Origin of the sequence: Phocaeicola sp., assembly GCF_048170425.1 — a bacterium.
Classification (GTDB): Bacteria; Bacteroidota; Bacteroidia; order Bacteroidales; family Bacteroidaceae; genus Phocaeicola.
Genome location: NZ_DBEXBB010000310.1, coordinates 1 through 16,787 on the forward strand (window position 1 = coordinate 1; position 16,787 = coordinate 16,787).

The window sequence follows — 16,787 nt, forward strand, 5'->3', positions numbered from 1 at the left end:
AAGCTTTAGAAGAAGAGGTAGCGCTGGTCTAAATATTTTGCTTTCTGATACAAATCATTGATAATCTGATTTCCTGCAATGCGTTCAGCCATGTTAGTCAATGTAGCTTCTTCTTGTTTTGCATCAAACTTCTCGCTTCCTTTTTCTTTTGCGTATACCTGAATCATGTATACTCCACCATTACCCTTGATAGGTGCGCTTACCTTGTTGGCAGCTGTTTTAGCGGCTACAGCACCGATAACCGGTTCGCTACTGCGTGTAACTGAAATGTAAGCAGGAGCACTGAATGTAACGTGTTTTACAGAATCACTTACAGCATCCTTCATTCCCTTCACCTGAGCAATGGAGTTATACTTCTTCATTTCTTCCATAATCTTTTCAGCTTTCTTGTCGCGGCGGATTTCAGCTCTCAGCATTTCAGCTACTGAGTTGATGTCACGATAACCGGCTTCATGAATCTTGTCGAGAGCAACTACCATCAGATGGTCGTTTTCACCACATTCATACAGCGGAGAAACTTCACCTGGTTTCGCAGCAAAAATCCATTTCAGTGCTTCACGAGTAGAACGTACGCCACCTACATAGTGTTCTGCGCTTGAAAGGTCTGTGCGAGGCATCAGTGTATAACCGCTTTCTTCTGCGTTCTTCACCATTGAGTCGATAGTAGTGTTCTGTGCTACAAACTGGCTGAATTTGTTGTATGCTGCATTGTAAGTTTCTTTGCTGAATTCTACTTCACGTTTAACGACAGCTACTTTGTATTTAGTCTGTATGCTCTTCTTGTTCATTACCTGCAGAATCAGGTTAGCTTGTCCCATGTTGAGGTTAGCCAGTTCGTTTACAGGCTGGTTCAACAATGTGTTGATGAACTTGCTGTTGTCTGCATCCAGTTCAGAACCCTCCCAGCTCTGTGCATTTACCCAAGTTGCTTCACCTGTCTGTCCGTAAATCTTAGCTACGGCTGCGAAGTCAGCACCACCTTTCAATGCATTGTAAATACTGTCGGCCAGTGTTTTTGTCTTTTCTTCAGTGTCAGCATATACCTGAATCTGACGGAACTGGATTGAGTCAGGAGAAGAAACTTTTGCAAGCAACTTGAATGCATTGAATGAATCGTCTGTCTGATTGTAGTAAGGACCGTATACTTCGTTTACATTCGTAGAGTCAAGGCGTGAAGCTACATCTGCAGGAAATACGGATTTGCTTACCGGAACGTCAGAGTAATTTACAGAAGAACCTGTAGAACGAACGAAAGTTCCAAAATCAGCTGTTGTGCTAGCCAATTGGTTGCTGTATTCTGTTACTTCTTTTTCTACAGCCTTACGGTCTGCATCAGACGGAACTACTTTTACGTCGATGTAACGGATGTCGCGTGTTTCTACCAGCTGCTTGAACTGTTCTTTCTTTTCGTTGTAGCGGTCTTTGATTTCACTGTCAGAAACCTGAACTGTAGAATCATTGATAGAGCTGTAAGGTATACCAGCTAACAACAGGTCATTCTGTTCTGTGCGTGAGTTGAATGCATCTTCAGCAGCTACAGGGTTAGAAATCAAAGATTTTGCTACCAGGTTCTGATATTTTTCAGCCAAAGTGCTTTGTGCCAAAGTCTTTTCTACAAACTGCCAGAAAGCACCCATCTTTTGATAGTATTCTACATACTGTGCAGGCATTTGGCTTGCATTCAAATTTGCATAATCTATCAGGAATTTCTTCAACATATCTTTATCGAACATACCAGTCTGCGGATTGCGGAAAGGAGTCTGCATCAGCAACGGATGTGTGCCTTGGTCAATGATGCCCTGTATTTCAGCGTCTGTCACTTTCAAGCCTAATTTTTCTGCCTGTTCAGCAATCAGCTTGTTGTTGACATAACTTTGCCATACCTGATCTTTCACGTTGTTCAACTGGTCTTCTGTCAGCGAATTCAATCCATTAGTCAGTTTGATGACTTCACTGAGTTCGTCCACCATTTTCTGATAATCTTGTGCACTGAGAACTTCCCCGTTCACTTCTCCTACGTCTTGTTTACCTTGGTGCGGCTGGAGTACTTTCCATGCGTCACCGGCAATAAATGCAAAAAGGGCAAGACCGATTACGATGACCAACAAAGGTCCTTTGCTTCGAATTTTTTGTAAAGTTGCCATTTAAAGTTATTATTTTTTTGTTTATTGTTTTTATAGTTCTGTTATTAGCGCACGAAGATACAAAAAATACTGTTTAGTCACTATTTTCTCTCAAAAAAATGCTTATTTCGTGGTAAACAGTTTGACCAATTCTATTTTATTGGCGCTTACTTTGATAATTTTGAAGGTAAAATTCTCAGTCTGAATGACGTCGTTTACTTTGGGTATGCTTTGACATTCATTCAGAATAAGGCCGCCGATGGTCTGGTAGTTTTCACTCTCAGGCAGATTCAGGCCAAAGGTTTCATTGGCTTTTTCTATATCTATTCTTCCGGAGAAGATGTATTCGTTATCTGATATTTGCTTGGCAACGATGGATGTGGTATCATGTTCATCTTCAATGTCTCCTAGGATTTCTTCAATCAAATCTTCCAGTGCTACGATACCTGAAACGCCTCCAAACTCGTCTACTACTACAGCCAGTGAACGTTTTTGCTGTTTGAAAATTCGCATCAACTTGTGGGCAGCCATTGTTTCAGGCACAAAGGGGATACTACGAATACCGTTTTGCCATTCGTTGTTGCTGCGGAACATTTCAGATGAATGAATGTATCCCACAATGTTGTCAATATTTTCTTTGTAAACGATTATCTTGCTGATACCATTTTCAATAAATACCTTTTTGAGTTCAGTGAGCGGAGTCTCAAAATCCACAGCTATGATTTCAGTTCGAGGAATCATGCAGTCACGTATTTTGACATTGGAGAAATCAAGTGCATTGCGGAATATCTTGATTTCATTGTCAATTTCTTCTCCCTCTTTGCCTTCTTCGATACTGCTTTGGATAAAGTAATCCAAATCGACTTTGGTAAATGCTTTTTCCCGGTCTTCTTTATTTGTCTTTACTCCTACAAGATGAAGAATACCGCTTGAAAGCAGCGATGAGAAACGGCTGATGGGGTAGAGTATGATGTAGCATACAAATGTCGGTACGCTGAAAAACTTCAGAGTAGCGTTGGGATTAATCTTGAAGAGTGTTTTGGGAAGAAATTCCCCGGTGACAAGAATAATCAATGTGGAAATTACGGTTTCTATGGGAACAAGCAATGCCTGATTTGAAATCACATCTGCAAGTATATAATGTTCAATAAGTTGAGCCATTAAAATACCATAGATGACCAATGCGATGTTGTTTCCTACCAGCATGGTGGAAATGAAATTATTTGAGTGCCGGTAGAATACGGAAAGGATATAAGACGATACATTGTTCGTCTTTTCCATCTCAAAACGTAATTTGTTGGAAGAAACAAAGGCGATTTCCATACCTGAGAAATAGGCAGAAAACACCATAGATATAAGTAGTTGGATGATAAGCTCCATACTAATAGTTTTATTTGGAAGTTTGTGTGCTGTCTGCCTGGACAGCATTGTCTTCAACGGTAAAGATTCCCGTATTGTTATAGATTTGGTATTCGGTCATTTGCTGATTGGATTCGAAACCGTATCCAGTCAGTACCTTGTCAACTTGTTCGATACGGATAAATTTATCGGAATAGATTTTTTCTTTTCCTTGATCCCAAAACATCAATTCCGTGTCGAATTTGTCGCCTCTTTGGCTTTGAATATGGACGTTTCCACGTAGCTCCCATAGTTTCTTGGGCTCGTAGTAATAAGCTGTATCGGCTTTGATACTTGCATCTACATGGAAAAGGCTATCAAATTTCTCCAGATAGATTCCTTTTTCAAACGCCCAGAATGGAGGATTCCGATGGCTGTAGATAAGCCATTCTGCTGTAATAATCTTGTATCTGATCATTCCTGAGTCAGACACGAGGGTGGTTACTCCTGTAGTACGCATGTCGGGAAGAGAATCTCCTTCTTTTACGGCTGCAGCAGTAGGTTTCTCTTTGTTTCCGCATGCAGGAACAAAAAGAAACATAACAGTTGCCCATGTGGCAACTGTTATGTTAATAAATAGCCTATATATGTGCTTTTTAAGTTTGGCTGACATATATTTATCTGATGGTTGTAGTTTCTCCGATCCATCCACCGATTGTCACAGAGTTACCTTTCTTCAAGCCAAGGAAGAAGAGGTCTTCATCTTTCGGGGTATGTCCGGCATATGTGTTGATCAACTTCTGAGCTTCTTCTGCTACGCTGGGATCTACACTCTTTGCACGCTGCAATTTATCGATAGCAGCAAAGTAAGTACATTTGTTCAAAGCTGCTTCGTCGCTCCAGTTCGGGCTTGATGCATACATTTGTGCAATCAGGATATAAGCCTTTCCATAGCTTCCGTTGAAAGAAATAGCTTTGTTTGCATATTGTTTAGCTTTGCTCAACTGTTTCTTGCTGAACAATACCACTGCTGCACTGTATGCATAGTCTGCTTTCTTTTCAGCTTCCTGCTCCAGTTCGATAGCCTGGTCAAAGTACTGTACGCTCTTGTCCAAGTCACCTTTTTTGTAGTACATGTAAGCACATCCAGCAGCTGTTGCAGCTGTAGGTTCCATTGCATGTGCAGCTTCAGAAGCAACGAAATAAGCTTCTTCTTCTGTACATTTCAGCATCTGCATTACATTAATCACTTGTTTCAGGTATTCCAAGTTTGTCTTATTCTGACTTACTTTCGGGCCATAGATAGCCTGCAGGTTTTCGCAGCTGGCAGCACCACTGTTGATGAAATAAGCATCAACATTGTCTTTTGCTGTTTTCAGCAGTTTTTTATCTCTTTCTTTAGTAGCTGCTTTCAGAGCTTCATCTGCATAACCTGATGCTGTCAGGTAGTCTTGGATAAACTGTTCTTTATGAGTGTCATCACTCTTTAATTTGCGAGCAGAGATGTCCATCAAATCCTGGAACATGAAATAATCAGATGTAGCTTTTTCCAAATCAACAGCTTCTTTAATCATTTGGTAAGCCTTGTTTACGTCTACATTAGCACCTGAGAAGATGATGTAGTCATGAGCTTTCATACCAAGGATGGAACCTTTTGTTGTAGGAGTTTTTACCAACTGGTTCAATCCGTCAAGGTACTTGATACGTTGGTCATGTACAGCCATCAATTCATCCAGATACTTTTTCTGCTGAGCAGCATCTTTAGAGCTGGCAATTAAAGCACGTAAAATCTTAGCTCCGTTTGTATAAGTACTTACCTGAGCTAAAGGGGCTTCTGTAAATACAGCCATCCAAGGCTTGTATGCATCTGTAAAGTTGTCAGTTTTTACGTATTCACTGTAAATACTGATGTTCTGCAAACAACGGATACTGTCTTCTCCATGTCCGAAACGAGATCCGTCTTCTACACCTTTCTGAGCGAAAGTTGCTGTGGTACCCAAAGATAAAGCACACAGCATTGTAAACATTTTCATTTTCATCGTATGTAAGATTAGTTGTTCATTGTGTTTATTTTCATATTAATTTACTCTCCATTTCATGAACCAATGTTCGTTGAATGTCAATCCTATTTTTAAGACAAATCGGTTTTCCGATAACATGTCGCTTACAGAAGGGGTGGCATGAATGTACTGACCGGTAATGCTTAGTACACTGTTTCGTTGGTATAGTTTTAAAGGTAAACCTAATCCGATACTTACACCATATTCTTTAGGACCATCTATCATATTTTGTGACACTGGTATTTGAAGATTCGAGTTTGCATAATAAACACCTGCTCTATAGCGTATGCGGCTAAAATAGCTTCGCCCGAATTCTTGTGGTAAAAATTCTGCTCCGATAGCTACTTTAGAGCGGTCCTGATATAAATCTGTTCGATTGTTGTATTTTACTCCGCTCCATTTTTGCAGTGTATAATCAGCTTCTACTGTCAAATTTTTTTTATACTTCCAAGCTAAACCTCCTCCATATATATGAGGAATTCCGTAGGAATCATTAATTTGTTCTTGATTTACTACAGAGTAGTTCGAACCATTGGTAATCTGCGTACCTTGCGTATCATGTCCATTTAAAGTATGTCCCAAACTATAAGTAAGACCTAATGTCAGTTCATTTTGTTTATTTATAGGCTGAGTGTATTGAAGGCCAAAACTAGCATTGTAACTGCTGATAGATAAAGTATTGTAAGTTATGGTTTGGTCACCTCCATTACTGAGGGTCGCTGTCGTCTGGTAATTCAGTTTACCATACAAATAACCAATATTGGCTCCGATAGACAGGTTGTTCAAAATCTTGAATCCCAATCCTCCAAAAATTTGTTGTAAACCTCCATCACCATAGAAATTATTGGATATTGTTACGTCATTGCTATTTTCTATTTCTTTTGAACGGGTAAAATTATATCCGACTGTAGAAAAAGGGGTATATCCAATCGTCATACCCAGTCTGGGATGCAAGCGAAACTGCATTCCGATATAATCAAAACTGGAGTTTTTGGCGTTGGCTTTATATTTCCCTTCTTGGAAGTTGGAACTTTTTAAAGACATTCCGGCATCAAAAATAAAAGAAAGAGAATCAACAGCTGTATAAGAAGCTGGATTCATGGCGTTTATATGCTCAGGTGTTCGGAGTGCATATCCTACTCCTCCCATTGCTGCATTGTTTGTAAAGCTCTGGTCGAACATGTCTCCGAGTCCGTAACGCGTATAAGGTGAGTTAGTGCTTATTTGTGCACATACCATTGTAGAGGTAGCTAAAAGCCATGAACCAACAAATATTTTTTTACTTAACATTATAATTCAATATTCTGTTTAAACCTTTCAATACTAAAAATCTATCTGCAAAGATGATACTTTTTAAATTTGTATCAAAAGAAAATTTATCTCCTCCAGTTAAAAAAACCAAAAGGTCGGGATATTTCTTTTGTAGCAGGGTAATATAGCCGATGATTTCGAATTCGATACCTCTGATGACTCCGGCGCGGATTGCAGTCTCCGTGTCAAATCCAAATTCGGGTGTCTCGCCTTTTCTTTCAATCAAAGGAAGCTTATCGCAACAGGCGTTCAGCGTCTTAAAACGAGTATATATTCCGGGTGAAATATTTCCTCCCCAGTAATTCCCCTCTGCATCTATAAACTCGTAAGTCAGTGCGGTTCCTGCATCTACTACCAGTAGATTTCTTCCAGGCGAAAGGTAGTTGGCACCCACTACGGCAGCTAGTCGATCCATGCCCAAAGTTTCGGGCGTTTTGTATAAATTGTGGATGGGAATAGGAGTCAAGTGGTTCAACTCAATGATTTCAAATGACACACCCGCCAATTGGCGTCGTATGGTGTTGCTGAGTGTTATAACCGATGCTATGATACCTCTTTCAATTGGATATTTGTTGCATAACATTGACAGCCAGTCCAGCGAATGATTGGACCCTCTTAAAACCTCCACCACTTTATCACCATCAAATACTGCCAGTTTTGCTACAGTATTACCGATATCAATTACTAAATTCACGTTTTTCATCTTTGTTTCGTCTGCAAAGTAAGACAAAATTTTGGATATGTACATCAATAAAACTGATTATTTATTTCGCTCTTATGGTAGAATCCATGTATTTTTGCATGCGGAAAAATATTATGAATTATTCAGATACTTCAGAATGTGTTGGTATCTGGTTGATATTTGCATTTGTTTATGAAAAGGAAGTTTGTTTTTCTGTGTTGGGTGGTCTTGATAAGTTGCCTTTTTTCTCCGGTGAGGGTTAATGGAGAAATTTCGGATAATATGGAAAGAATGCCGCAAACCGATAGCATTCAGTTTAGTTTGCTGACTTGTGCGCCGGGCAATGAAATCTATGCGCTTTTTGGTCATACAGCTATTCGTTATCAGAATTTTTCCAGAGGGGTAGACTTGGTATTTAATTACGGTATGTTTAGTTTCAATACGCCGCATTTTTTATATCGCTTTGTAAAAGGTGAAACGGACTATCAGTTAGGAATTACACCTTACCCTTATTTTGAATCGGAATATGCATTCAGGGGTTCTTCCGTTTATCAGCAGGTCCTGAATTTGACAAACTTGGAGAAAATATCTTTGCTGAAATTACTTCAGGATAATTATCTTCCGGAAAACAGGATTTATCGTTATAATTATTTTTATGATAATTGTACGACTCGCGCTCGTGATCAGATAGAAAGAAGTATTCAGGGAAAAGTTGTGTATCCTTCCGTAGACTGGCATAAAACTTTCAGAGGGATTGTGCATGAATTTACAAAAGGTTCTCCGTGGGATGAGTTGGGTATAGATTTATGTCTTGGAGCGGAAGCTGATAAGCCGATAGATATAAGGCAGCAAATGTTTGCTCCGTTTTATATGCGTTATTTTGCTCAGGATGCATACATTCAAACTCCTGATGGCGGCAGACGGCCTTTGGTCTTGCGCGAGGAAAAGATTGTGGATGCAGAACTGGAAGCAGAATCTTCCTGGGGAATAAGCCCGATGGTAGCTGCTACTTTATTTTTGCTTTTGAATGTAATTATCGGATTTTTCCAGTGGAAGAAGCAAATGATCTTCTGGGGGTGGGATATATTATTGTATGCAGTTCAAGGAATAGCCGGCTGTATTATTGCTTTCTTGTTTTTCGTTTCTTCTCATCCGACTGTAGGTTCAAATTGGTTGCTGGTCTTGTTTAATCCGTTGCCATTATTTTACCTGCCTTTTATGATTTATCGTGAGTTAAAACATAAAAAAGACTTGTATCATACTTGCAATCTTGTGTATTTAACACTTTTTATAGTGCTATTCCCGTTTTTACCGCAAGATTTTAATTTAACAGTATTACCTTTGGCACTCGGTTTGCTGGTAAATGCTGCAAGCCATGTATTAGTATTGAATAAAAAGCAATGAAAGAACGTATACTGACATCTCTATTGACTGTATTTGTTATTTCTGGAATTCAGGCGCAAGCTCCTTCTCCGGTTCCAAAATTGGTGGTGGGGTTGACGATTGACCAGTTGAGGGCAGATTACATAGAAGCTTTTTCTGCCTTGTATGGGGAAAGAGGGTTTAAACGCCTTTTAAAAGAGGGGCGTATATATACCAATGCGGAATATGATTTTATCAATGTTGACCGTTCGTCGGCGACAGCTTCGATTTATACAGGTACTACACCTTATTATAATGGTATACCTTCTAATCGGTGGATGGATCGCGGGTCTTTACGGATTATAAAATCGGTAGATGACCAGGATTTTATGGGGGTATATACCTCTGAAAACTCTTCGGCTAAGTTGTTACGTTGCTCTACTTTGTCGGATGAATTGAAGGTTGCTACTCAGGGACGGGCTGAAGTCTATTCTATTGCTCCAACTCGTGAAATGGCTGTTTTGGCGGCAGGGCATGCGGCAAATGGGGCTTTTTGGTTGAATGATGAAACAGGAAAATGGGCGGGAACAACTTATTATGGAGATTGTCCGTTGTGGGTAAGTAATTATAATGACAGGGAAGGACTGGATTTTCGGATTAATAATTTGGAGTGGTTACCTTATTTGCCGGTAACTTCTTATCAGTATATCACAACAGAAACCAAGCAACTTAGTTTTAAGCATAACTTCTCGGATGAACGTCTGGATAAATATAAGAAGTTTAAAACAAGTCCATATATAAATGACGAGGTAAATCGTTTGGTGAATGCATGTTTAAGCAATACGCAAATTGGTCAGGATGCAGCTCCAGATTTGCTTACTTTGTCTTATTATGCAGGGAATTATGATCATAAACCTAATACGGAATATGCGATGGAGATACAAGATATGTATGTCCGTCTGGATAATAGTATTGGAGATTTGCTGGATTTGATAGACCGTAAGATCGGGCTTCGTAATACCTTGTTCTTCATTACTTCTACAGGTTATACCGATCCGGGACCTGTGGATCCGGTTAAATACAAGATTCCTGGTGGAGAATTTCATATTAAGCGCTGTGCAGCTTTGCTGAACATGTATTTAATGGCTCTTTATGGGCAAGGTCAATATGTGGAGGCCTATTATGACCGACAGATTTATTTGAATCATAAGTTGATAGAAGAACGTAAACTGAATTTGGTGGAAGTTATGACACGTTCTTCGGAGTTTGTGGTGCAAATGAGCGGGGTACAGAATGCTTATTCAGCACAGCGTTTACTTTTGGGAGCCTGGACTCCGAAGATTGGAAAAATTCGAAATACATATAATCCAAATTGCTCGGGTGACATTTATATTGAAGTAATGCCGGGGTGGTCTGTCGTTAATGAATATTCTCAAAAAATTGAAGTGGTACGTGAAGCATATACTGCAGCTCCGCTTGTGTTTATGGGATTTGATGTAAAGCCTGAAAAGCTTTATTCTCCGGTGAAAATTACTTCAATAGTACCTACTTTAGCTCATTTTATGCGCATACGGGCGCCAAATGCTTGCTCAGATGCTCCAATGATTAATATTCGTAAATAAATATTATGCGAATAATTCGTAATTTACCTATCTTTGTAGCGGTAGGATTAAAAAATATTTAATTAGTAAATAATAAAAAGAAATATACAATGGGATTTAATGAATTTATAAGCAAGCTGTTCGGAAACAAGGCGACTCGTGACATGAAGGAAATTCAGCCGTGGGTAGAAAAGGTAAAAGCCGTGTATCCGGAAATTTCCAAATTGACGAACGATGAACTACGTGCGAAAACAGAAGAATTGAAGAAGTTTATCAAGGATTCAGCCGCAGAGGAAAATAAAAAGATTGAAGAACTGAAGGCAACGATTGAATCTACTGACTTGGAAAAACGTGAGAGTATTTTCTCGCAGATTGATAAGCTAGAGAAAGAAGTTTTGGAAAAATATGAAAAAGCACTTAGTGAAGTGTTGCCGACTGCTTTTTCTATTGTAAAGGATACAGCTCGCCGTTTGGCAGAGAGTGAAGAGCTGGAAGTTACAGCCAGCGATTTTGACCGTGAACTTGCTGCACAAGGACGTGATTTTGTTCGCATTGAAGGTGACAAGGCTATCTGGAAGAACCATTGGAAAGCGGGTGGAAACGAAATGACCTGGAACATGGTACATTACGATGTACAATTGTTTGGTGGTGTGGTATTGCATCAGGGTAAGATTGCGGAAATGGCAACCGGTGAAGGTAAGACTTTGGTAGCAACGCTTCCGGTATTCTTGAATGCCTTAACTGGTAATGGAGTACATGTGGTAACTGTCAATGATTATTTGGCAAAGCGTGACTCTGAATGGATGGGTCCCCTCTATATGTTCCATGGGCTGAGTGTTGATTGTATTGACAAGCATCAGCCTAATTCAGAAGCCCGTCGTCGCGCCTATATGGCAGATATTACTTTTGGTACCAATAATGAATTCGGTTTCGATTATTTGCGTGATAATATGGCCGTTTCTCCGAAGGATTTGGTACAGCGCAAACATAATTATGCCATTGTCGATGAGGTGGATTCAGTATTGATAGATGATGCGCGTACGCCGTTGATTATTTCTGGGCCGGTGCCCAAAGGCGACCAGCAATTATTTGAAGTACTTCGTCCGTTGGTAGAGCGTCTGGTAGAAGCACAGCGTAAACTGGCTACCCAGTATCTGGCCGATGCTAAACGTTTGATTGCTTCAGATAAGAAGGACGATCAGGAAGCAGGTTTCCTTGCCCTTTTCCGTAGCCATAAGGCATTGCCTAAAAACAAGCCGTTGATTAAGTTCTTGAGCGAACCGGGTATCAAGGCTGGTATGCTGAAGACAGAAGAAATCTACATGGAACAGAATAACAAGCGTATGCCGGAAGCGGTAGAGCCTTTGTATTTTGTGATCGATGAAAAACTGAAGAGTGTAGATTTGACAGATAAAGGTGTAGACCTGATTACTGGTAACTCACAGGATCCTACCTTGTTCGTACTTCCTGATATTGCGGCTCAGTTGTCTGAACTTGAAAATCAGAAAGGGCTGTCTGATGAAGAACGTCTGGCTAAGAAAGATGAACTGATGACCAATTACGCTATTAAAGCAGAACGCGTACATACCATCAACCAGCTGTTGAAGGCATATACCATGTTCGAAAAAGATACAGACTATGTGGTAATGGATGGTCAGGTGAAGATTGTAGACGAACAGACCGGACGTATCATGGATGGCCGTCGTTGGAGCGATGGTTTGCACCAGGCTGTAGAAGCTAAGGAAGGTGTGAAGGTAGAAGCTGCTACACAGACTTTTGCAACTATCACCTTACAGAACTACTTCCGTATGTACCATAAATTGTCTGGTATGACCGGTACTGCAGAAACAGAAGCAGGAGAGTTCTGGGATATCTATAAGCTGGATGTAGTGGTGATTCCGACAAACCGTCCGATTGCCCGTATCGATATGAATGACCGCGTTTATAAAACGAAACGTGAGAAATATAAAGCCGTAATCGAAGAAATTGAGAAGATGGTACAGGCTGGTCGTCCGGTGCTGGTAGGTACTACTTCAGTAGAAATTTCTGAAATGTTGAGCAAGATGCTTACCCTGCGTAAGATTGAGCATAATGTCTTGAATGCGAAGTTACACCAGAAGGAAGCTGAAATTGTTGCGAAGGCAGGTCAGAGTTCCACGGTAACTATTGCTACGAACATGGCCGGTCGAGGTACTGATATTAAGTTGAGTGCAGAAGTGAAAGCTGCCGGTGGTTTGGCTATTATTGGTACAGAGCGTCACGAATCACGTCGTGTAGACCGCCAGCTGCGTGGTCGTGCCGGACGTCAGGGAGACCCGGGCTCTTCTGTCTTCTTTGTTTCCTTGGAAGACGATTTGATGCGTCTGTTCTCATCCGACCGTATTGCTACCGTAATGGATAAACTGGGATTCAAGGAAGGAGAAATGATTGAACACAAGATGATTTCTAACTCCATTGAACGTGCGCAGAAGAAGGTGGAAGAAAACAACTTTGGTATCCGTAAACGTCTGTTGGAATATGATGACGTAATGAACAAACAACGTACAGTTGTTTATACTAAGCGCCGCCATGCACTTATGGGAGAACGTATTGGAATGGATATTGTAGACATGATTTGGGATCGTTGTTACAATGCTGTACAGCAACCGACTTATGATGATGCCAAGATGGAAATTCTTCAGGTATTGGCTATGGAAGCTCCGTTTACAGAAGAAGACTTCCGCTCTAAAAAGAAAGATGATTTGGCTGAACAGACTTTCCAGGAGGCTATGGCATTGTTCAAACGTAAGACTGAACGCATGGCTCAGATTGCTAATCCGGTTATCAAGCAGGTATATGAGGCTCAGGGCCACATGTATGAAAACATTATGATACCTATCACTGATGGTAAGCGTATGTATAATATTTCAGTAAATCTGAAAGCAGCATATGAAAGCGAATCAAAAGAAATTGTGAAGTCGTTTGAAAAAGCCATCTTGTTGCATACAATTGACGATGCTTGGAAAGAAAACTTGCGTGAACTGGATGAACTGAAGCATTCTGTGCAGAACGCAAGTTATGAGCAGAAAGACCCACTGTTGATTTTCAAACTGGAATCTGTGAATTTGTTTGATAACATGGTCAATAAGATTAACAACAACACCATTTCTGTATTGATGCGTGGTCAGATACCGGTACAGGAGCCGGAACAAGTGCGTGAAGCTGCTCCAGAGCCTCAGACTCCCCGTCAGCAGTATCGCGAAGAGAAACAGGATTTAAGTGATCCGAACCAGCGTGAAGCTGCGAGTCGTGATACTCGCGAACAGAAACAAGAACCTTATCGTGCAGAAAAGACGGTGGGTCGTAATGATCCATGCCCTTGCGGAAGCGGATTGAAATATAAGAACTGTCATGGGAAAAATGCCTGATTGAGCATTTGACTGAGATATTTACAGACACGGTTTTCACCGTTTGCAGATTTTTATTTCTTAATTTAGAATAATCTGTGAAAACGATGGAATCCGTGTCTTTTTTATTTATTATTTTTGTTTGCGTACATAAAAGTAGTGAATTATGAAGAAATACATTATGGCCGGAATCCTTTTAGCAGCTACCATGCTGGTTTCTTGTGGAGGACTTCAGTCTTTTACATTTGATCAGTTATATCCTGCAGAGGTTACTTTTCCTGAGCAGGTTCGTACGGTGGCAGTAGTGAACCATGCCCCTGCTATACCTTTCCCTAAAAAGGATTTATTGACATTGGGCCGATTGGAAGGAGATGGGAAGGTCTTGTCGGAAAGTTTGGCTGGAGGACTGGCTGATAGTCGTTATTTCTATCAGGTAGTTATTTCAGATTCAGCAATTACGCAGGAATTGACAAGAGGAGAAATCCTGCCTCAGCCGGTGGTAGACAGTTTAACTCAAGTACTTGGGGTCGATATGATTCTTTCTGTGGACAGAATTCAATTGTTGACCGGAAAGAAAGAAATCTACTATCCGGGTTTAATCTCCCCTTTTGCTGCTTTTGATTTGAAAATCCGTCCGGTGGTACGTGCATACATTCCTTCTAGGGTAATGCCTGTGGTGACTATCAGTAAGGTGGATAGTATGTTATGGGATTTAACTCCTATGTTATCTGACCATGATGTAGTGAAAGAAGCTTCTCAACATACCGGTGTTACGCTTGTTAACCAGTTAGTTCCTCATTGGAAGAATGTAGAACGAATTTATTTTGATGGAGGAAATCCCAACATGCGTGATGCAGCAGTTTCATTACGAGAAGGAGACTGGCAGGAAGCAGGCCGTTTGTGGAAGAACTTGTACGACTCATTGAAAAAGGGAAAATTGAAATCACGTGCTGCTTTCAATATGGCTTTAGCCTGTGAGGTACAGGGATTGATGGATGAGGCTGTTTCTTGGATTGAAAAAGCAAAAAGTTGTGCATCTAAAGGTTCGGAAGAAGAACGTGCTGCACTCTTTTATTCTACAGTATTGCAGGAACGCGCCAAAGATTTTCAGTTGCTGAACCTTCAAATGGCTCGTTTTGGAAACAAAATCAATTAATAATATCTTGTCCGATTCATTTTTTTTGTACATTTGAGTACATAAAAAGAATATAGCCTATGAAAATGAGTGAACAATCACGTGCTTCAATAGTCTCGGCTCTGAAAACAGCCCTTTGTCGGTATGCATCAGAAGGAGATGAAACGGTCGTTACAGATATTCATTTGCAACCAAACTCAGAAAGTGGTGAGCTGATTATTTTCGACGATGACGATCAGGAATTGTCGCGTACGATTATCAATGAATGGGTAGAATATGAGAGTGATGATTTCTATACTGTAGTAGAACCGATTCTTCGTGCAGAGGTTGAGGCGCTGAAAGAGAGCGGAAAACTGGAGAAGCTTTGTCTGATGAAGCCTTACTCTTTTGTGCTGGTAGACGAAGACAAAGAGACGGTAGCCGAACTGCTTCTTGTGGACGAAGATGAGACCTTGTTGCTGAATGATGAGCTGCTAAAAGGGTTGGATGAAGAATTGGATGCCTTTTTGAAGGATTTGTTGGAACGTTAAATTCCGATAGAATGGGAGAGCGAATCACATTCCGCCGCAATGAGGGGTTGCGAAGCATACACCCTCATTGGAGAGGGAATCCGACCGTGAATGGCAAATTTTTTAACCGTCAGCATCGTTGGAAACCGGGGATGGGAAGTGTCCTGAAATGGCGATTCTCTCCTAATCCCCAGCGGAAAGAGAAGCGTACAATCAAATGGAACCCCAAAGTGCATTACCTCACTTCCTTGGAAAAAGTGGTGGGTAACTCATTGATATGGTTGGGACATAACTCTTTTTTTCTTCAACTAGGCGGAAAACGCTTGATGATTGATCCTGTATATGGGAGTATCCCGTTTGTAAAGCGCCGGAGTCAGTTTCCTGCCGATCCGTCTATTTTTCGCCAGATAGACTATCTGCTTATTAGTCACGATCATTTTGACCATTTGGATAAACCGAGTGTGGCACGTCTGGTAGCGGATAACCCTCAGCTTAAACTTTTTTGTGGTTTGAATACGGGTGCTTTGATTAAAAGCTGGTTTCCTAATCTTGAAGTGATAGAAGCTGCATGGTATGAACAGTATGTTGATGGCGATTTCTGCTTGACTTTTTTGCCTGCCCAGCACTGGAGCAAACGTGGCGTGAGTGATGGAGGAGAGCGTTTGTGGGGCTCATTTATGATTCAGGGAGATGGTATTACCATCTATAATAGTGGAGATACCGGATATGCCCGGCATTTTGAAGAAATTGCTGGATTCTTTTCTCATATAGATTATTGCATGATAGGAATTGGAGCCTACAAACCGCGCTGGTTTATGAAGCCGAATCACATATCTCCATACGATGCATTGACTGCTTCGGCCGATTTGCATGCAAGAATGACCATCCCGATGCATTATGGCACTTTTGATCTTTCAGATGAACCCTTGTTTGATCCTCCTCATATGTTTGCAGCAGAAGCCAAGAAACGCGGCATGCCGGTCATTATTCCTGAATTAGGGGAAATTATCAAGTTGCAACCGATTCGATAAAATTATATAGTAAAGAAAATAAAAAAATCCGGAAATCTTATCTTCTGCATGTTGTCAGAAAATAGATTTCCGGACTTTCTATTGTCAATTGTTTTATTTTCGAATCATAATAGGGATATTCAGTAAATGTCCCTAAAAGTAAGATGGCATATAAAGTCGATAGAGTATAATCACTTTATATGCCATTATTATTGCCCTTTTTCTGTGTTTTTTCATATAGTCCTATCTGTTGGACATGACGTTCCGGAA

The 16,787-nt window shown here is 40.6% G+C and carries 12 protein-coding genes; 6 read left to right on the top strand and 6 right to left on the bottom strand.

The genetic code is table 11. The features are described 5' to 3' along the window. Positions 1–5 precede the first annotated feature (5 nt). The 6 genes from ACMJ0U_RS11850 to ACMJ0U_RS11875 all read right to left on the bottom strand — a co-directional run bounded on the left by ACMJ0U_RS11850 (position 6) and on the right by ACMJ0U_RS11875 (position 7,526). Entirely contained in the window at positions 6–2,144 is a 2,139-nt protein-coding gene (locus tag ACMJ0U_RS11850; protein ID WP_417130100.1) for a peptidylprolyl isomerase, read from the bottom strand. A 102-nt stretch (positions 2,145–2,246) separates the two neighbouring features. Then, a complete protein-coding gene (locus ACMJ0U_RS11855) occupies positions 2,247–3,503 on the bottom strand; it encodes a hemolysin family protein (RefSeq protein ID WP_417130101.1) in 1,257 nt (418 codons plus the stop codon). Positions 3,504–3,513: 10 nt separating this feature from the next. Next, the gene (gene lptC, locus ACMJ0U_RS11860) at positions 3,514–4,134 is read right to left on the bottom strand and encodes an LPS export ABC transporter periplasmic protein LptC (protein WP_007561563.1); all 621 of its coding nucleotides are present in this window, start codon (positions 4,132–4,134) and stop codon (positions 3,514–3,516) included. Between the two features lie 4 nt (positions 4,135–4,138). Continuing rightward, the gene (locus ACMJ0U_RS11865) at positions 4,139–5,500 is read right to left on the bottom strand and encodes a tetratricopeptide repeat protein (protein WP_417130102.1); all 1,362 of its coding nucleotides are present in this window, start codon (positions 5,498–5,500) and stop codon (positions 4,139–4,141) included. 39 nt (positions 5,501–5,539) lie between these two features. After that, on the bottom strand, positions 5,540–6,811 hold the full coding sequence (locus tag ACMJ0U_RS11870; protein WP_417130103.1) for a hypothetical protein: 1,272 nt from the start codon (positions 6,809–6,811) through the stop codon (positions 5,540–5,542). Further along, positions 6,801–7,526, bottom strand: coding sequence for a type III pantothenate kinase (locus ACMJ0U_RS11875; RefSeq protein ID WP_417130109.1), 726 nt, complete (start codon positions 7,524–7,526; stop codon positions 6,801–6,803). Before ACMJ0U_RS11875 ends, ACMJ0U_RS11870 begins: the two co-directional genes overlap by 11 nt. A gap of 180 nt (positions 7,527–7,706) precedes the next feature. Here ACMJ0U_RS11875 and ACMJ0U_RS11880 point away from each other — a divergent pair, with 180 nt between their 5' ends. The 6 genes from ACMJ0U_RS11880 (at position 7,707) to ACMJ0U_RS11905 (ending at position 16,538) form a co-directional block, all read left to right on the top strand. Next, a complete protein-coding gene (locus ACMJ0U_RS11880) occupies positions 7,707–8,918 on the top strand; it encodes a DUF4105 domain-containing protein (protein ID WP_417130104.1) in 1,212 nt (403 codons plus the stop codon). Next, positions 8,915–10,498, top strand: a complete 1,584-nt coding sequence (locus ACMJ0U_RS11885; protein ID WP_417130105.1) for an alkaline phosphatase family protein — start codon at positions 8,915–8,917, stop codon at positions 10,496–10,498. Before ACMJ0U_RS11880 ends, ACMJ0U_RS11885 begins: the two co-directional genes overlap by 4 nt. Before the next feature lie 89 nt (positions 10,499–10,587). After that, positions 10,588–13,884: a preprotein translocase subunit SecA gene (gene secA, locus ACMJ0U_RS11890; RefSeq protein ID WP_417130106.1), complete on the top strand. Its 3,297-nt coding sequence runs from the start codon at positions 10,588–10,590 to the stop codon at positions 13,882–13,884. Positions 13,885–14,029: 145 nt separating this feature from the next. Further along, a complete protein-coding gene (locus ACMJ0U_RS11895; protein WP_417130107.1) occupies positions 14,030–15,019 on the top strand; it encodes a DUF6340 family protein in 990 nt (329 codons plus the stop codon). 59 nt (positions 15,020–15,078) lie between these two features. Beyond that, positions 15,079–15,528 (top strand): hypothetical protein, encoded by a 450-nt coding sequence (locus ACMJ0U_RS11900; protein WP_117700534.1) that lies wholly within the window; start codon positions 15,079–15,081, stop codon positions 15,526–15,528. An 11-nt stretch (positions 15,529–15,539) separates the two neighbouring features. Further along, positions 15,540–16,538 carry an MBL fold metallo-hydrolase gene (locus tag ACMJ0U_RS11905; protein ID WP_417130108.1) on the top strand — a complete coding sequence of 333 codons (999 nt, stop codon included), beginning with the start codon at positions 15,540–15,542 and terminating at the stop codon, positions 16,536–16,538. Positions 16,539–16,787: the final 249 nt, after the last annotated feature.